Origin of the sequence: Ruminococcus hominis (assembly GCF_014287355.1) — a bacterium.
Lineage (GTDB): Bacteria > Bacillota > Clostridia > Lachnospirales > Lachnospiraceae > Schaedlerella > Schaedlerella hominis.
On the sequence record NZ_JACOPE010000001.1, the window covers coordinates 1746148 to 1765060 of the forward strand.

At 39.3% G+C, this 18913-nt stretch carries 20 protein-coding genes; 2 read left to right on the forward strand and 18 right to left on the reverse strand.

Features of this window, described 5'->3' with window-relative positions; genetic code table 11:
- Window positions 1-7: 7 nt before the first annotated feature.
- Complete coding sequence (locus H8S40_RS07775) at window positions 8-1807, forward strand: BlaR1 family beta-lactam sensor/signal transducer (RefSeq protein WP_186864974.1); 1800 nt, start codon at window positions 8-10, stop codon at window positions 1805-1807.
- A gap of 64 nt (window positions 1808-1871) precedes the next feature.
- Here the strand turns inward: H8S40_RS07775 and H8S40_RS07780 are convergent, their stop codons facing one another.
- The 5 genes from H8S40_RS07780 to H8S40_RS07800 form a co-directional block, all read right to left on the reverse strand.
- Window positions 1872-3104, reverse strand: coding sequence for a DUF6070 family protein (locus H8S40_RS07780; protein ID WP_186864975.1), 1233 nt, complete (start codon window positions 3102-3104; stop codon window positions 1872-1874).
- 8 nt (window positions 3105-3112) lie between these two features.
- Window positions 3113-4351, reverse strand: coding sequence for a DUF6070 family protein (locus tag H8S40_RS07785; RefSeq protein WP_243238313.1), 1239 nt, complete (start codon window positions 4349-4351; stop codon window positions 3113-3115).
- The gene (locus H8S40_RS16430) at window positions 4302-4667 is read right to left on the reverse strand and encodes a hypothetical protein (RefSeq protein ID WP_366482355.1); all 366 of its coding nucleotides are present in this window, start codon (window positions 4665-4667) and stop codon (window positions 4302-4304) included. Before H8S40_RS16430 ends, H8S40_RS07785 begins: the two co-directional genes overlap by 50 nt.
- Before the next feature lie 477 nt (window positions 4668-5144).
- Window positions 5145-5408 (reverse strand): type II toxin-antitoxin system prevent-host-death family antitoxin, encoded by a 264-nt coding sequence (locus H8S40_RS07795; RefSeq protein ID WP_117989245.1) that lies wholly within the window; start codon window positions 5406-5408, stop codon window positions 5145-5147.
- A gap of 27 nt (window positions 5409-5435) precedes the next feature.
- On the reverse strand, window positions 5436-5606 hold the full coding sequence (locus H8S40_RS07800; protein ID WP_207723255.1) for an alpha-L-rhamnosidase-related protein: 171 nt from the start codon (window positions 5604-5606) through the stop codon (window positions 5436-5438).
- 91 nt (window positions 5607-5697) lie between these two features.
- On the opposite strand from H8S40_RS07800, the gene H8S40_RS16435 reads away from it, so the two are divergent.
- On the forward strand, window positions 5698-5946 hold the full coding sequence (locus tag H8S40_RS16435; RefSeq protein ID WP_186865639.1) for a helix-turn-helix domain-containing protein: 249 nt from the start codon (window positions 5698-5700) through the stop codon (window positions 5944-5946).
- Between the two features lie 63 nt (window positions 5947-6009).
- Here the strand turns inward: H8S40_RS16435 and H8S40_RS07810 are convergent, their stop codons facing one another.
- The 13 genes from H8S40_RS07810 to ytvI form a co-directional block, all read right to left on the reverse strand.
- Window positions 6010-7806, reverse strand: coding sequence for an amino acid ABC transporter ATP-binding/permease protein (locus H8S40_RS07810; RefSeq protein WP_186864976.1), 1797 nt, complete (start codon window positions 7804-7806; stop codon window positions 6010-6012).
- Complete coding sequence (locus H8S40_RS07815; protein ID WP_186864977.1) at window positions 7806-9545, reverse strand: ABC transporter ATP-binding protein/permease; 1740 nt, start codon at window positions 9543-9545, stop codon at window positions 7806-7808. The genes H8S40_RS07810 and H8S40_RS07815 overlap by 1 nt, the downstream gene beginning before the upstream one ends.
- 47 nt (window positions 9546-9592) lie before the next feature.
- A complete protein-coding gene (locus H8S40_RS07820) occupies window positions 9593-9934 on the reverse strand; it encodes a nitrous oxide-stimulated promoter family protein (protein ID WP_186864978.1) in 342 nt (113 codons plus the stop codon).
- Between the two features lie 11 nt (window positions 9935-9945).
- Window positions 9946-10341 carry a YbaN family protein gene (locus H8S40_RS07825; RefSeq protein WP_186864979.1) on the reverse strand — a complete coding sequence of 132 codons (396 nt, stop codon included), beginning with the start codon at window positions 10339-10341 and terminating at the stop codon, window positions 9946-9948.
- A 767-nt stretch (window positions 10342-11108) separates the two neighbouring features.
- Window positions 11109-11927: a hypothetical protein gene (locus H8S40_RS07830; RefSeq protein WP_186864980.1), complete on the reverse strand. Its 819-nt coding sequence runs from the start codon at window positions 11925-11927 to the stop codon at window positions 11109-11111.
- A 12-nt stretch (window positions 11928-11939) separates the two neighbouring features.
- Entirely contained in the window at window positions 11940-12779 is an 840-nt protein-coding gene (locus H8S40_RS07835; protein WP_186864981.1) for a metal-dependent transcriptional regulator, read from the reverse strand.
- Window positions 12780-12864: 85 nt separating this feature from the next.
- On the reverse strand, window positions 12865-14376 hold the full coding sequence (locus H8S40_RS07840) for a CoA-transferase (protein WP_186864982.1): 1512 nt from the start codon (window positions 14374-14376) through the stop codon (window positions 12865-12867).
- A gap of 150 nt (window positions 14377-14526) precedes the next feature.
- Window positions 14527-15288 (reverse strand): SDR family NAD(P)-dependent oxidoreductase, encoded by a 762-nt coding sequence (locus H8S40_RS07845; protein ID WP_117890074.1) that lies wholly within the window; start codon window positions 15286-15288, stop codon window positions 14527-14529.
- A gap of 222 nt (window positions 15289-15510) precedes the next feature.
- Window positions 15511-16203 carry a DNA alkylation repair protein gene (locus tag H8S40_RS07850; RefSeq protein WP_186864983.1) on the reverse strand — a complete coding sequence of 231 codons (693 nt, stop codon included), beginning with the start codon at window positions 16201-16203 and terminating at the stop codon, window positions 15511-15513.
- Window positions 16204-16285: 82 nt separating this feature from the next.
- Complete coding sequence (locus H8S40_RS07855; RefSeq protein WP_022075561.1) at window positions 16286-16807, reverse strand: EutP/PduV family microcompartment system protein; 522 nt, start codon at window positions 16805-16807, stop codon at window positions 16286-16288.
- 25 nt (window positions 16808-16832) lie between these two features.
- A complete protein-coding gene (locus H8S40_RS07860) occupies window positions 16833-17261 on the reverse strand; it encodes a BMC domain-containing protein (protein WP_117989263.1) in 429 nt (142 codons plus the stop codon).
- 11 nt (window positions 17262-17272) lie between these two features.
- A complete protein-coding gene (locus H8S40_RS07865; protein WP_022075563.1) occupies window positions 17273-17638 on the reverse strand; it encodes a BMC domain-containing protein in 366 nt (121 codons plus the stop codon).
- A gap of 72 nt (window positions 17639-17710) precedes the next feature.
- The gene (ytvI, locus tag H8S40_RS07870; protein WP_118688482.1) at window positions 17711-18841 is read right to left on the reverse strand and encodes a sporulation integral membrane protein YtvI; all 1131 of its coding nucleotides are present in this window, start codon (window positions 18839-18841) and stop codon (window positions 17711-17713) included.
- Window positions 18842-18913: the final 72 nt, after the last annotated feature.

Below are 18913 nucleotides of genomic sequence, written 5' to 3' on the forward strand. Positions count from 1 at the left end.
GCATATTTTGATATATTTTAGTTTTCGATTTTTACTCTGTAATGCCATCATTTGTATTTTTTTAGGTAGTTTACTGGGATTAAAAAATTTATTGCAAAGGCAATTATCCGCACGTATGCAATATAATCTTTCGATTATATTTCTTGCCGTTCTAATTGTTCCCTTTTTACCGATAAGCTCTGCCCCATCTTCTATATCGTGGAGCCATTTGCTGACAGCCAGTTCAAATACCAATGGTGATATTCAAACCACTTTTCTTTCTGGTAATGGTTATAATTTGGATAAAATAAATGATTTTGCTGTCTCTGTCAGCACCCAAATACCAACTTTTATTCACACATTACTTGTATTTTTCTGGAGTATCGGTATATTCATAATGTTTTTTCTTCTCTACCGCTCAGTAAAACAAGTAAAAGCCTTACATAGTTCTGCTTTACCTCTTCAAAATGAAGAACTAAACGCTCTTTATATAGAATGTTTAAACGAAGTGAACAGCAAGCATACCATTCCGATTTATAGTACAGCATTTTTGAAATCTCCTGTTTTGGTTGGTTTCCTGCATCCTCGCATTTATCTTCCAATTCACTTGATTTCAGATTTTAACGCTGGAACTATAAGTGCAACTGATATTCGATATATGCTTCTTCATGAACTGCAGCACTACAAGCATAAAGATATTCTAATTGGATATTTGATAAATACAGTAAATGTTTTCTACTGGTTCAATCCCCTAATCTGGTATTTTCTAAAAAGAATACGTCAGGAACGGGAACTTGCCTGCGACAGTGCTGTATTACAATTATTGAAAGAAACAGAATACAAGTCATATGGAAATACACTGATTAACTTTGCCGAAACAATAGCTCTGTCTCCATTCCCTCTTACTATGGGAATTAGTGGAAATATAAAACAGTTAAAAGGACGCATTTTAAATATTGCATCATTCCACCAACCTACTTTTAAACAAAAAATTCGTGGATATCTTATATGCATATTCGTCTCTACTATCATCATTGGATGCATTCCCATACTTTCTGTTTATGCTTCTGATCAGACTGGGTATCATTTTGACACAACCGAAAAGAATATTACTCAGCTAAATCTTTCTTCCAATTTTGGGGACTACACCGGAAGTTTTGTTTTATATGATCAGTCTGCTGATAGATGGAATATTTATAATATGGATCATGCTTCCACACGTGTATCACCGAATTCGACTTATAAAATATATGATGCATTACTTGGCTTGGAATCTGGAATTATTACACCAGAACATTCCACTTTCACATGGAATGGAGAACCATATCCTTTTAATTCATGGGAAGCCGATCAAGATTTAACCTCGGCTATGCATAATTCCGTAAACTGGTATTTTCAAGCAATTGATTCACAGGCAGGTTTTGAATCCGTAAGAACATTTTTACAGACAATAAACTATGGGAATCAGAATACTGGAACAAATCTAAATCTCTATTGGACAGATTTCTCTCTGAAGATATCACCCATAGAGCAGGTGGAATTGTTACAGGATTTCTATCAAAATAATTTTCATTTTGACAGTAAAAATATCCAGGCAGTAAAAAAAGCCCTGCTGCTTTCCACTACTTCTTCCGGTTCTCTTTACGGGAAAACAGGAACCGGGCGTGTCAATGGTAAAGATGTCAATGGCTGGTTTATCGGATACATTGAAACAGCGAATAATACTTACTACTTTGCAACAAATATTCAAGCTCCTTCCAACGCAACCGGAAGTCAAGCTACTGAAATAACAGAATCTGTACTTTCTAATCTTGGTATCTGGAAATAAATAAAGAGAACTGATAGCATAATTTCCCGTTATCAGTTCTCTTTATTTCATTCTTCTCTACTAATCAATTCTGCAAATTACCTAACCGGTACTGATACCTCGGTATATTATCAATACCATTATCTAAAATACTGTTTCCAACATACTGAATCGTTCCATCATCCTGAATTTTCATCGTAAGTTCGTGTGTAATAACAGCATCATTACATACAACAGAATCACATACTGCATGAATTGTCAAAACAATGTTTCCATCTTCATTGTGCCTGACTTCTGTTACTTCCGGTAAAGACAAGCCAAAATGTGTTGGTGAATAATTACCACATCCCAATCGTTCCCAGATAAACATATTACTTTGTTCATCGTAGACCGCCCATTCTTTCAATTCTTCTTTTGTAACAGGAAGATATGTCATAATTACATTTTCGAACTCTTCTGCTGGAATTCCCACAACCTCTTTTTCTGCAGTAAATTTTTCTCCATATTTCATTTGATAAAAATATTCATAAAGTCCATTATAATCCAACTCCTGCATATCCTCCGCATTCCAGTTTGAACATAACAGATTGTTTCCCTGATAGCCGAACGTACTCACATATTTTTTTGAATATTCCCGACACTCCTCACTCAAAGGCTTTACCCGGATAATACAACTTCCATCTACAATCTCTGTCACTTCCGGTGGTTCAGGTACGCATAATTCATAACAGAAATTCCCATTTTCAGTATATGCCCATTCTTTTATTTTTGATAGCGATATGTATGTAAGTACAGGCTCTGTATCCTCACTCCATATCATTTTTGCGGACATCACACTCATTTCTTTTCCATCATAACTATATTCTTTTCTAGTAATTCCACCATCTGTATCTGCTTCATATAAAATTACACTTCCTTTTTCTTCTTGTTCTGCAGATTTTAAAAATTGTTCCATCTTCTGGTAATTATCCATAACAGAATAATGATCGGAACCAATGACCGGATTCCCATTTTGTTTGATAATTTCTTCCATCCGATTCATCATTTGCTCAGCAGTGTTCTGATCTGCTTCTTGTATTCCATTATATTCAGAATAAATGTCTCGGATAATGCCCATAATTTCTTCACAATCGTTCGCAACTTCCTTTTTCTTGTCTTCATCGATTGGTAGATTATATCCCTTATCCGGATTTTCCATGGTAGTGTTTTTCTGATTCTTCTCATTTTTTACATCTGTGCTGTTTAATGATATCTTACTTTCACAGGAAGTCAGAATCATTCCTATACAAAGTACTAACAAAATACTTTTTCTTTTCATATTGCCCCCTAATTATTACTGTAATTCTCTTCCCACTCTTCTTCTGTTAACCTTGGCATATACCACCCTGCATTTGCATTTTGATCTGACCTGATTACCTTATTTGATAAATACTGGAAACTTCCGTCTTCCATAGGTTTTATCATCAATTCACTGGTGATTGCCTGATCTAACATTCTGATTTCCCATACTGCTTCTATCGTAAGTTTTAATGTTCCATCTTGTAATTTTTCATATGCGATAACTTCCGGATATGGCTCATATGGGAATTCACAATCATATAACCCTCGCGGTCTGTATCTAAAAGTTCTATTATCAGAGTTATAAAAAGTTCCCTTTTCAATCTCGGTATTACTAAATGGTAAATAGGTCTTTATAACCTCTTCAAACTCATCTTCTGGAACTTCATATTCTGCTCTACCATAATTTGCTTCATATGGAACTTGCTTTCCATATTTCATATAATACATTTTTTCATAAAGATCATAAAAATCAAGTTCCGTATAATTCTGGTTATCCCAATTTGTAATCAACAGATTATTAAGTGCATACCCCAACGGCATAACATATTTTCGATTCAATTCCCGGCATGTTTTATCTAATGGCTGCACTCTGAATCCAGTTTCACCCGGTGCTCCATCAAATCCCGGTGGGTGATATTTCTCCAGAAACAAGTATCCTTTTTCTGTATATTTCCACGCATATGCTTCATATTCATCATAATAATTAGCCTGTGGGCTATTATCCTTCCATTTAACCTGACATAATCGAACATTTATCTTTCCATTCATTGACTCTAAATGATATTGTATAATTTCCCCTTCATCAAATACAACAACAATATCAACTGCTGCCTGTTCTTCTTTCTCCGATGCCTTGCAAAATTCTTCTACTTTTTCACGATTGACCATATCAATCTGATTATCACAATCTACTGCCGCATATCCTTGCATTTTCAGACAATTGATAATTTTTCTTTTCGTTTTTAATATATTTGACTCTGACTTCTCCTGTATATAGATATTCTGAAAAGTTTGTGCTGTTTCTTTCGCTTCAGCATACATTGCAGATTCTACAGTTTCTTTCTTTTGTACTTTTTCTGTGATTCTTTCTTGTCTGCATCCTGTAAAAACCATAAGAATTATCAATATCACCATCAAAATCTTACGTTTGTAATAATTTCTTGTAAAAATTTTTTTATTCTTTAAAATACTCATCCAATACTGTTGCATCTTTTCTAACAACATAACCACTTTCACCGATTCCTTTCACATTCTCAACCATACTGATGAGAAGAATTGGTTTGTCCACGCTTTTATCTGCAGTAAACGCCGAAAACCACCCGACTTCTTTACCAGAAGTACCTTCTTTCGTTGCCTTCAACTCTGCTATTTTTTCAAGAGATACATTCCTGTCTTTCAGCTTTCCCGGTATAATACTAACCGATGTCGCTACACCTTTTCCTGCAAGCATTTTACCATTCCGGTCTAATATTTCTCCTCGCTCCGCTTTTGAGGTAGTAACGCTTATTTTATCATCACTCTCTAAATCTGGAAAAATCAAACTATCCTGCCATACTAATTTATAGCCCTGTTTTGTTTTTTCCGTCTTTTTTCATAGATACCCCTTTCTTTCAACGCTTTTATTTTCTTAAATCTTACACTTGTAATATTTAAAAGTCAAGTATTTTCTTAGACATTATATATAGCAGATTTAGGATCAGAAAATCCTGCCTTTTAATATGCCGGAACGCCATATCCATAAATACTACTGCTTCCAATGCTATAACTCCGTCTTGCTACTTTACCTCCACCTGAATCTTTATCTTTCATGGACAATTTCTTTATTACTCACCTGTGGTAGTTCCCGGCAATACTCTGAGTACTTCATGCGGATTGCTTCATAATTTTACGGTTACCACCGCAACAACCTTTTCATTTTCGAACACTTCATAAATAATAATATAATTTTCTACAATTAGCTGTCGATATCCTTTAAACGCATAAAAACCATGCTTGTGGAAACATTTTTATAACATATTTATCCAAAGTGTTTCCTCCTGAGTTCTCCCAATGCTTCTCGTGCATCTATTAACGCTGCACCTTCAGCAACTTCCCGTTCCGCTTCAAATATTGCTTTATCAATATGGTTCGTGCTAAGCAATTCGTCATAAGTTTCCATACTCATAACTACCAAATCTCCATAACCATTTTTTGTAATGAAAACTGGCTGCTGCTGTTTATGACATAATTCAGATATTTCATTTGTATTACGTAAATCTGTAATTGGTTTGATTACTGGCATTGTAGCGCCTCCTTTCTTTGTACATTATTATAACAGAATATTGTACAGCTTTGCGTTGCATCGTTCCACCGCTTCACGGATTGCATCCCAGTTTTCCCACATCGTTGTCGATCCGCGTTCAATCTCATACAGCCAAGACGGGCACTTCTTTTGCCACAGAATTTTCCATGCGGTTTCTTCATATCCATAATCGCGCAAAACATCCCCTGTCCATCCGGCTTTTTCTCTCGTGGGACAATCCGTAGGGATTGTAATAGTGCTATCTGGGCTTCTAGGACACCTTTAGGAACTGGCAAAAGAGCTCTACATCAGCCGTCCCTATCTGTCAACAAAATTCAAGAAAGATACTGGAACAACTCTGACAGATTTTATCTTGCATGAAAAAACAGAGGAAGCAAAACGCCTCCTCCACTATACTGACAAAACAGCAACTATGTTTGGAGCTTACCTCGGATTCTCATCCCAGAGCCACTTTTCACGGGTGTTCAAAAAACACATCGGACTGACTCCCGCCGAATATCGAAAGAAATACTCGTAAATGAGAATTTAGGTTCTCCTTCTCGATTCTTACAAACCCAGTTTTTCTTCTGTATTGCTGTTGTTAAGAAATTCTGCCGTTCTCCATTTCATATACCACATCTGCCACATTCATTGTGGATACTCTGTGGGATACCAGGACAACCGTTTTTTTCTCAGCTGATTCTTTCAATGATTTTAAGATAATACCCTCGTTCAACGAATCCAGATTCGAAGTTGGTTCATCCAGCAGGATCATCTCTGCATCATGCAAAAATGCTCTTGCGATTCCGATTCTCTGCCTCTCACCGCCAGATAACGTATCTCCCAGTTCTCCGACTTCCGTGTCGTAGCCTTTCGGAAGTGTCATGATAAAGTCATGAATAGAAGCTTTCTTTGCCGCTTCCATAATCTCTTCCCTCGTTGCTCCCGGTTTGGCAATGGCGATATTATTGGCAATACTGTCATGGAACAGATGTGTTTCCTGCGTTACATAAGACTCCATATCCCTTAGATGCTTTGTCGGAATCTCCCTAACATCCGCACCATCTACCGACACACTTCCTTCCTGCACATCCCAGAAACGCATCAGCAGTTTCAGAAGTGTAGACTTACCAGAACCACTTGCCCCATGAATACCGGTGATCTGTCCCGGCTGTAAGGTAAGGGAATAATGATCCAGAATCGTATCTGTCTTTGTTTCACTCACCTTGCGGTCCAGACCATTCTCTCTGTCTCCTTCGGGGCCTTCCACCTTATAGGCAAAAGTTACATTCTCTGCTTTTGCCCCTGTAAAGGTATGATCTGTACTTTCTTCTGTATCCACATCCCCCGGTATCTCTTCCACAAGTGGTGTCTCTTCTAATAAAGAAAGAACACGCTCACCACTTGCCAGTGTCTGGTTCAGGTTGTTGGAAAGGCTTGACAATGCTACTACCGGGCCGAAAGAACCCATTATTGCGATTGTACAGGTTAAGATTCCTTCAAATCCCATCTCGCCCTTTGCATAGAGCCAGATCGTCAGTGCCAGCATTCCAAAGGATGCAAGCAGGATGACCATGTTCGTAAATGAACGCTGTGAGCCTTCCATTTTGCTTAATGATTCCTGCATTCCGGCAAGTTTTTTGGATTGCCCTGTCATCTGCTCTTTTCTCTTTTCACCCTGTCCGTACTGGATGGTTTCATCTAATCCACGTAAGGAATCCAGAACAAAACTGTTCAGTTCTCCGAAGCTTGTTCTAAACTCCATTCCCTTCTGGCTGCCACGTTTTCCATTCCACATCGGGATGGCTACACCGACAATCAGATAAGCTGCCAGTGCAAGCAATCCTGCTAACCAGTGATACCTTCCGATAAAGATTACCATAATAATCGAGGTCAGTGTTGCAATCGCAATCGGGGAAATGGTATGTGCATAGAACACTTCCAGAAGCTCGATATCTGTTGTGATGATCGAGATCAGATTTCCCTTGTCTCTGCCTTCCAGTTTCGCCGGGCAGAGCTTTCTTAAGGAAGCAAACACTTTATGACGAATAATCGCCAACAGTTTAAAAGCGATAAAATGGTTACAATACTGTTCCACATAATGCAGGATTCCCCGGAGCACTGCGATCACGATCATGACTGTGATAATCGTCTTTACCGGGGTAAATACTAACCACATCTTCTCTACCGGAACGATCATTCCGGCTACCCCTGTCAGAAGTCCATGCACGATGACCTGTCCTGCCAGTATTGTCAGGAAGATTGCACACAAGTAACCCAATGTTCCAAGAATGATCGCTGCCAGCATGATATGTAGCAGGGGTTTGACCAGTCCGATCAGACTTCCCATGATGGAGATGGCACTTCTGCGTTTTGTTGTATTTGTATGTTCACTCATTATGCCACTCCCCCTTTTCCATAGTTTTCCAGAGCCATCTGGCTTTCATATAGATGTCTGTATGCACCATTCTGGCTCATCAGTTCGTCATGCTTTCCGCTTTCCCTGATTTCCCCGTCTTTTAAGAAATAAATCTTGTCGGACTTCACAACATTTGCCAGTCTGTGAGAAATCAGAAGCACCGTCTTTGTCTTTGCCAGTTCATGAACCACATTCATGATCAGTTCTTCACTTTCCACATCGATATTGGATGCCGCTTCATCGAAAATATAAACTGCACTGTCTGTCCGAAGCAATGCTCTGGCAATCACCAGTCTCTGGCACTGACCGCCGGACAGGTTACTTGCTTTTTCTAATAACCGTGTCTGCAATCCATCCTGCGTCTGTAAGAATCCTAAGAGATTTACTTTCTGAAGAACTGCTTCCATCTCTTCTTTCGTCGCATCCGGTTTTGCCATCTTCAGGTTTTCTTCTACCGTACCTTTGAACAGATAGCTGTTATGGCGAACCAAAACAACCCTCTGCATCAGATTGGTTTCATTCACTTCATTCAGCGGTACACCACCGATGGTGATCTCTCCGCTGTATTCCCGGTTCTTTGCTGCAAGGATTCCTGCAATCGTACTCTTACCACATCCGGATTCACCAACCAGTGATACAAAACTTCCTGCCGGGAGATTTAAGTTGATGCCTTTTAAAATCTCCCGGTCCGCTTCGTAAGAAAAATGAACATCCTTCAAAGACACATCCAATGCGCCATCCGGCAGACATTTTTCTCCCGCCTGTGGTTCCGGCAGATCCAAGATCTTAAAGATCTTGTCACTTGCTGCCATTCCATTCATTGCGATATGGAAAAAGGAACCGAGCAGACGAAGCGGCAGGAAAAACTCGCTGGCAAGCAGGACGATGCAAAGCGTTCCGCTTACTGAAATATTTCCTTTTAAAAACTCAGATACCGCTACTGCCATACCAATCGCCGCACCACCATACGCCACAATATCCATCACACTTGTGGAATTGAGCTGCATGGTCAGTACCTTCATGGTGATCCTGCGGAAGTTCTGGGATTCCACATCCATCTCGTCCGCTTTCTGCTGATCTGCCTGATAGATCTTCAGTGTCGTCAGTCCCTGCAGATTCTCAAGGAACGAATCTCCCAGTCCGGTATAGATACTCCAATAGTTATTTAATAATCTCTTTGCAATCTTCTGTACCACAACGATCGAGATCGGGATCAGTGGCACACAGATCAACAGGATCACACTTGCCTTTACACTCACTCTGCAAAGAATGAGAAATAAGGTCAGTGGTGCGATCAGGCTGTAGAACAACTGCGGAAGGTATTTTCCAAAATACGTTTCCAACTGCTCAACACCCTCTGTCGAAACCTGTACCACCTCAGAAGAAGACACCTGCTCACTGTAGGAAGCTCCCAGTTTCAACATCTTGTCATAAATCTTTTCTCTTAAAATTCTCTTTACATCTACACATGCAAGATACGAAGACCTTGCTCCCATCCGTTCACATACAAATCGTATGATCACCACCAGAACGAGGATCAGGATTGTCCTCTCAATCACCGGCACTGTCACCGCACGATAGACCACGCGCTCCAACAGTTCAGCAATCGTAAATACTGCCAGTACCTGCGAGAGCAATGCCGCCCACTGCCACAGGATGGTGTAGACAATGTACTTTTTTGCGTGGGATAAAAGTCCCACCAGTCTTGTTTTAATCATTTGCTTTTACCAACTCACTTTATTTTATATGGTTTTCGTTTTTTTCATTATTTTTCTTTCACACTACAGACCAGATGCCACACTGCCAGCACCGGATGATAGAAAAGCATCCTCGGTCCGGAAAACCGCATGACCACTCGAATCTTCTCCCTCATCTCCGGCTTGTAGCAATGCACCTTACAGTTCGCACAGAATGTTTTCTCTTCCATAAATGGACATTTCTGGCTTCTGAGTCTGGCATAATCTGAAAGTTCCTGACAGGAAGGACACATCTTTCCTGTCTTTTTGTCATATTCCTTATGATTCTTCCGGCAGTACAGCCGGATCATCTCTTCCACGACATACTGTTCTTTCTGCCGCTTTTTTTCTACTTTATTCTTTTTATTCATATCAAAACTGTCTATTCCACTTCCATTTCTCCCGTTTTTACTGTCTTTACCCTCAAGAAGAAATACAGGATGTGGCACACCCACACCACTGCGATACAGATTCTTCCAACCGGCACATTCTTCATACAGATAAATCCGATTACCATGACTACTGTTACCATTCCGATAATCTTGCACTTTGTTACTATCGTCATGGCTCTTTTCTGGACGAAGCTGTCCAGATATTTCTTATATAAATTCGTTCCTATGAACCAATCATGCAGTTTCTTTGAACTCTTGGCAAAGCAGAACAGCGTTGCCATGTAAAACGGAACGGTTGGCAGGATAGGAAGTACAATTCCTATCGTACCAAGTCCCAGACAAAGAAATCCAAGCACGATCCAGACTATTTTTAATGGATTTTTCATTTTCCTACACCTCCAGCACAAACTTCTGTCCATCCACTCTTGTTACACCAAGTTCGATACCATACAGCTCCCTGATACTTTCTTCCGTGATTACTTCCTCCTCTTTTCTTTTGTTTTTGTTGCGCCCTGTATAGCAACAAGATATGGCTACTCACTGTTAGTTGTATCTATCCTATTTAAGCATAATTCACTCTGCTTTCTTATGTCAATCTTTTTCACTTTTTCGGTGCGCCCATGCACCGTTTTATCCACATAAATTATCTAGTTTTTTCAAGGCATTTCAGAGTTTTTAATATTTTTTATCATTTACTTTCTTCATTTTTACTTTAATTAGCATTATTCCTATAACATATATTTTTTCAATTGTCTGCTCCAATTTTCCTGTTGCAATCACCAAAATACCTGTGACAAACTATCTACATAGGCATATTTCTATATGAATTCTATAAGGGGCTGTCGCACCATCTATTTTCTAATTACAATTCAGAAATCTATGCTTTGATACCCAATAACAGATGTATAAAGCAGACGAGGACTGAAAGATATTAGAAACTTGCCAAAGGAAAATCTCTTGAAGTAATCGCAAATGAATTGGAAGAAGATGTATTGACAATCCAGCCAATTATTAATGAAATTCAGACAGGTAAAGAATAGCTCTACGAATGTTTTGCTAACTATAAAAGCAAGCCTCCTCTGACTGTGTGATTGCACAATCGGAGGAGGCTTTTATCATTCATATAATGATTCATTTCCTTCACATCATCATTTTATAATTTAAACACCACCCTGGCCGTACTTTCCGGCATATGTGCATTTCCTACCGAGCAGGTCACGGTGATCATTACATTTCCTCTTAGGACACCATTGCCAAAGTTCTGATAATAGCAGGCGTCCAGTGGAATCCTTACCTTTCTGTTTTTTATATCTGCATATCTGAATATCCCCTGGTGAAGATATTTTAATGTAGCCAGATATCCGGACATATCCTCTCCATTTACTCTCGACACTGCATCCATCTCTCGGATCGTAAGTTCGAGATAAGCACCTCTTTTGTTATACCGGATCAGGGCAACCGGCTCAAAGCCTCTGTCTGCCATCGACCTTTTAGCACCGTCATGCTGTAAGATTGTAACTGCCACTTCATGATTCCCATATTCCAGAATGTCTCTTATATCCGTGATGACATCCTCACGTTTCCGCATCTTTGTCTCCGGGTTCGTTCTCCGATCACTCTTCACCAGTTTTTCTAACTGAACGTAATCTATATTTTCAATCATCCCTTTTAGGACTTCTTCTGTTCCTTCTGTGATGCCGCTTCGTTCCAGATAGTCACGAACATCCCGGATCATCTTGCAGCGCCAGTCTAATTTTCTTTTCCCATTTTCCGTGAAATCCAGACTCTCTGTCAGTTCTCCTTCTTCGATACATTTTTTGAAGAAACGGCTGACCTGGGAATGATTTACTCCGCACTTTGCCGCGATCATCCGGACTGCACCTTTCTTTTTTTCAAGCTTATTAAGCTCTATCAGGTACTGTATCTGCAGCATTGTAAGATTTTCAATCTTATTTTCCTCTTTTCTGTCCATACGCCACTCCTCTTACCAGATTTCTACTTCCAGTTGCTCGCACCCCCATCTATCTGGTTCTCCATCTTTCTCATTCATAAATGTAATCAGAATGGTTCCTTCCATCACACGGTCGTTTGGTTTGATGACAAATTCAAACATACTCGCCGGGATCCGTTCTCCGTATTCCCCACGCTCTGCCTGAACCCATTCATTTCTGGTATTCTGATACCACAATGGTTTTTTAGGAAATGCTTTTGTTCTTTTCAATTCAAAAAAGCCTCTGCTCTCATTGATTTCGAGAAAGATGTCTCTGGAATAGCTTTTATATTCTTTTGCAAGTCTTCTTGGGTGGCACAGTTCCATGCTGTACATCTGCATAACGAATGTATAGACTCCCGGCAGGTAACGGTCTGTCAACTCGGAATTACGAATCCTGCGCTCATAATACATATTTTCATAGTTGGCAAACTGGCAGACTGCCCGTACCGACTCTTCGGACATGACATGTTCGATTCTGCACGCATCCTGCTCAGCGATCGTCTCATTTACACCAATAAACTGTAGATGCTGACTGATTGAAGTGTGACGGTATATGTAATCATTTCCAACAGATCTTCCATATGGCGTCAGCACCACTTCCCGGTTTGCTCTCGGCTTCTCTATATATCGATACTCGTACATCCGTTTCAGACAGATCAGGATGTCTTTTTTCTCTATTTCAAAATGTTCACTTATGTTCGTAACATCCAATTGGATTTTCTGGTTCTCCCACTGACACAGTAATTCCAGTATATCTTCTTCCCGCTCCAGCTTAGAATACGGAATTAACTCTTGTTCATTCTCTGTCATCTGCTTCTCTTTGGTTTCCATGATCATTCCTCACTTATTTTCTGTGTATCTATACATACCGCATGAACTGCGAACCGTTTGCTGCTATCGTCATTATGGAATGCACCTATACTTCCACCTCAAATGGCAGAAGTTCCAGAATATCTTTCTGTACATCAATCCCCGGATAAACCTCTATCAGTTTCAGTCCCTTCGGTGTCAGGCGAAATACACAGCGTTCTGTCACGTAAAGCACCTTCTGACCATTTGCAATTGCACGTCCGGCTGAAAAACTGATACTCTTGACTTGATCCACGAATTTAGGAATTGTCCCTTCCTTCTCAACCGTTACAATTCCTTTTGTCTGTGAAACCTCAAGACCTTTTGCAGTAAAACTAAAACAGAAAACAACTGTCGGTGTCTTAGATGTGATATTCGCAAAGCCTCCGATTCCTGCAAATGCTCCCGGTCCACGATGTGCATTAACATTTCCTTCTTTATCTACTTCAAGAGCACCCATAAAGCAGACATCCAATCCGCCATTGTCATAAAGATCGAACTGGTTTGCCATATCATAGACAGATGCCGCACCGATCATTGCTCCAAATGCCTCACCAGAAACTGGAAAACCGCCGATTCCTCCTGACTCAACCGTCAATGTCACCATGTCAAGCATTCCACTCTTTCTTGCAAAACGTGAAACCATCTCCGGAATACCGATTCCAATATTTACAATATCATCCACTCGCAATTCCTTTGATGCACGTTTTCCGATTATATTCGCTACTGTATTATTCTTTGACTGCTTCACTGAAACTAAATCCAAACGTTCACTCCATGTATTCCATTCTTCATATGGAATCTCAAAGCTTCCGGTTAATGCTGTATAGGCTTCATTTCTTGTTTCTGGTTCTACTACAACAATTGCATCTACCAGACATCCCGGAATAATTGCATTTCTCGGTCGTGACGGAGTATCAACCAAACGGTCTACCTGAACAATCACCTTTCCACGATTTGCCTTAACTGCCTGACAAATAGACAACGCATCACCCGACATAAACATATCATCAAAAGTGATATTTCCCTTTCTGTCTGCCGCTGTTCCTTTAATCAATGCAATATTAATCTTTGGCAATTTATAATAAAGGAATTCCTCCCCATCCACTTCCACATGCTTAACCAACGAATCATCAATTGAGATTCTATTAATTCCGGGTCCTTCTTTTCTTGGATCCACAAAAATGTCCAGACCAACCTTTGAGAGTGCGCCAGGAAGCCCGCCTGCCTGAGCACGAATAGCGTGTGAAATACATCCAAGTGGCAAGTTATATGCTTCAAACCGGTCTTCTAAAACAAGTTTTTTTGTACTTAACATTGCCCCAAAATGCCCGCAAATAAGCTTGTCTACGGCTCCTTCTCTGATATACCCTTCCGCATTATGTTCATCATCCCAGACACCAAATCCGGCACTGGAAATCATTGTCAGATGTGTTGGTGACTGCATCTTCTGATATCTTCTATAAATTGCCTCGTGAAGTTCAATTGGATTCTCTATTCCAACAAATGAATTCACGCAGATACAGTCTCCGTCCCGAATCAGCCGGATTGCCTCATCGGCAGTCATTATTTCATACATGATGTAATTTCTCCTTATCCCAAATATTCTTACCGTTCATTATACACTATCTCAGGAAATCAATCATCATAAATTTACAAGAAAGGCTCCCAGCTGATTGCCTTCAACCAGCTGGGAGCCTTTCTTATAATATTCTTTTACGTAATTTAATTATGGCATAATTGAATTTGCACCATCCACAATTACGCTCTGACCTGAATAATAGCATGAATCTGGTCCTGCAAGGAATGCGATGACTGGAGCAATATCAATTTCAGGGTCTCCAAAACGTTTCATAGGATTTAAGTTTACCTGTTTTGCATATTCCTCCGGGAATTTCTCAGCCCATGCTTTTGCTGCAGGTGATTCTGCTCCTGGGAGTACGATATTTACACAGATTCCATACTGTCCCCATTCTTTTGCTGCAATCTTAGTCATACCTCGTAATGCTTCTTTATTAGAGCCATACGCTAACTGTCCTGCTATACCAAACATACCTGTTGCCGAAGCAAAGTTGATCACTCTTCCTTCGTGCTGTTCTTTCATATAAGGAAATGCTGCCTGCATATAGTTAAGAGAACCAATCACACCACTTTCCCAAGCTTTAAGCATATTGTCATATGTAGTATCCTCAACTGAAGCCGATGGAACGATTGCCTGTGCATTGTTTACAATAACATCTACTGTTCCGTATGTATCAGCTGCTGCTTTAACAACTTCTTCTACTCTTGCTCTGTCTGCTGAGTCGCAAGACATAGCGAAGCCTTCTCCACCAAGCTCTTTAATCTCAGCGATTGTCTGCTCGATTGGTTCAAGACGTCGTCCTGTTGCAACAATCTTTACTCCCCTCTTTGCAAGACAAAGTGCAATTCCTTTTCCAATTCCCTGTCCGGCTCCTGTTACGATGGCCACTTTTTCATTTAACTGTTTCATCTCAAAACCCTCCTATATGTACAATACTCAATAGGACAATTATAACATTTTTTGTTGATTATGCAATAGACTTTTTATAAAAGCAATATTTCTTTTATAAATTTTTACCAACTTTATAAGATTCTATCGTTCTCCATTTCATATAGCATATCTGCAACATTTATTGTGGATACTCTGTGGGATACCAGGACAGCCATTTTCATCCATTTTTTATTTCTTTTATCATTTCAACGTTTTTATATATTCTTTCTGCTTAGGAGCTATCCGATAACTCTCTACGCACTTTTGTATTGTTTTGTTATGCGTCCATACGTCCAGTTGTCTTTCCTCTAGAAACGGAATCACCTGTTCATACTGCTTTGCCAATGCTGTAGCAAAATACCATGCACGCATCATATTTACGTAATATTCTTCTGAACGGATTTCTGCAACTTTCCTGGCATATTCTATCCGGAATGTATCCTCAAGATAATATCTCATCAACATACCGATAGCAAATCGAATTGTATATGTATGTTCTGATTCAAGCCACTGATAGATTTTCTTTATAAATATGTCCAAATGTTTCCTGACAATTTTCATTGCAAGCATATCGCAAGTTGCCCAATTATCTATATATGGCAGAAAATATTCTAATTCATCCAGAGCACTATCATATTCTTTGATTTGCTCTATCAATAATCCATGCAAATTATTCTCTTCATAATATTGATGTGGAAGCACTGTTAAAAAAATTCTTGCTTTCTCTGTTTTTCCATATTCTTTTGCAAATGTCCGTAACTGCGGAGTTCTCACTCCTATGATTTTGTTCTTATCAATATTCGGCATCAGTCCTGCATGGAAATCCCTGTATTTTAAATCCTGCATCTCAAAAAGTTGCTCTTCCACTTCTTTAATTACCCATTCCTGTTCCAAATTTTTTACCTTCTTTTCACATTTTTCAAAGAAAAATAATCTATTAAAAAGTGTTATTACTTTCTAATAGATTATCTTTTTACTATTCTGGATACTCTACACCCTCCGGCAGTTCATCCCATTCATTTAATCCAAGATGCTGCTTAAACTTTGCCTGCTCCAAAGTCAGTTTTGGTAAATCATCTTCCAGATATTCCATCAATTCTCTGATTCCCTCACGAGTTACGTTATTTACTTCAAAAATCCGCTCGCATCCGGCATTTTCCATCCATTGTCTTACCATAGGAATGTTTGCATACGGCGAGTCAACTTTTGTAATAATTCCGATTAATGGACGTTGGATAAAAGAGCGACCTCCCGGTCCAAACAAATTAAACGGCTCATCCGCAGCTTGTACCATTGCGATTACATCTGCTTCAAATGAAAAACATGCCAATCCTACACTAAAATGCTTAGACTCTGCATACTCTCCCGGAGAATCAATCGTGTCATCTTCTGTGTTCGTATATTGTGTTTTAATATAGTGAAGTTCTTCCCCCTTCAATGCCTGTGTCAAAGAGGTTTTTCCTGCTTCACTTCTACCCATTAAAAATATTTTTTTCATCTTTTCACCTGATTCTCTTACTTTTTTAGCTTCGGTATACTTCGCAAGTTGCAAAGCCTAACTCTTCTTTAAAAAAGCGGACGACTTCCCCTACCGCAGTCTCTACTTCTGATAAACGACCAAGCAAGATTAATGTTCCACAAAATCGATCCATAAACCCGATTTCAACATGTGCACTCTTCATCGCCACATCAGCAGCCACTACAACAGCTTCCCACGGTGTAAATCGAAGAAGTCCTATTGTCTCTCCATTATGATCTTCACCTTGATGCACCCCGATATGTAAGCCAAGATTCTGATAAATGCATGGATCTGCCGGATTTAAGACATGTGCCATACAAACTTCTCTTCCCGGAACACGAACACGTGTCATGCGAAGCCGTTTTCCTTTCAAATCTTGATAATCATCATGGAACAGTTTTTCTAACAGTTCCTCTTTTGTCATTCGAGCCATTGCTGCACTTCCTATCTCTTTGTAATATTGCAGACTACATATCCAAGAGAATCTCTAAAATAATCTACAATTTCTGTCAATGCTGATGTCACATCAGAAATTTCTCCGGTAATGATCAAAGTCCCGGTAAAACGATCTGCAAATCCCAAATATACATTTCCACTTTTTACTGCGATATCTGATGCAATAACTGCAGACTCCGGTGGTGTCATATTCATAATTCCAATTGCAGATGAACGATAATCCACCTGTGGATTCAATCCTAATTTCTGATAAATAATTGGTGACGGACCTCCCATCACGTGTGCAAATGTAATTTCCTTTCCACATACAGTTTCCTGTACGATACGAATCTGTTCTTCATGCTCATTTGCCATCTCTTTGTACCTCTCCTTCTTAATTCTTTCATACACATTTTCTATCTAATTGCTGTTTTACAAAGTGAATGTTTATTTATTTGATTCTTCTCGAAGCCCCAATATACCTTCTACCAGAATCTTTACATCATCAAAAATATAATCAAATGCACCTGCCTGACACATATTGATTATAACCATTCCGATTGGCACTGCAACGATCATTCCAATCACGCTGCTCACACGATATCCGATATACAATAAAATCAATGTGACCAGAGGATTAAGCCCGACACTATCTGCTACCAATTTAGGCTGTAATAATTGTCTGGATACCTGGGTGATCGCATAAATTACGATTAACATAATAGCCATTGTATAATTACCCATAAAGAATTTATATACTGCCCATGGAATCATTGCTGTTCCTGTTCCGAAGAATGGAAGAAAATCCAAAAATGCTATTAAAAACGCAACAAGAACAAAATAGTTAATCCTAAGCATTGCAAAACCAACAGCTAATATTAAGAATACAATCCCCATTATTTTAAACTGGGCTTTAAAATATCCTCCTACTGCATATCGCAGATTATCCATAACCAGTTTCATCCTCTTCTCTACCGATGGCGGTGCAATCTTACATAACCATTGTATCACATCTTCACGCTGTACGGTAAAAAAATATGAAGACATCAATGCCATAATTAAGTATATCACATATGAAGGTAGTTTTTTAGCGAAATTGCCTGCTGCTTCCATTGTTGGTTCGCTTGCTTTTTTCACTAAATCCCCCATCATCTGATCCAGATTCACTATCGCTGTATTCCAACCATCCTGCACGCTTTCCGGAAGGCGTGAGAATAAACCTGATAATGTTCCTCCTATCTGGCGCAATCCGCTTTCTAACTGACTATACAGATCAGGTACGTTTTGTATCAAATCTCCAATTTCAAGTATTAATCTGCTGATTGCAAAATAAAATATGGCTACAATAATCGCAATAACCACGATTACAACTAATGCGGATCCCAATTTTTTTACTATATTAAATTTCTTTTCCAGCCAATTTACTACCGGCACCGCAATTGATGCAATGCACCATCCAACTACAAATGGCATAAAAAACAAAACGGCTTTTACTCCAATAAATATAAATGCAACCGTCGCTAATATGCTAAATAATAAGCTTACTGCCACTTGCCAATACGGGCGTTTCTTTTCCATACAGACACGTCACCTCGTTTTCATAATCTGCTATTATCTGCCCCTTGTTGCTCTATCACACTTGTTTTCATT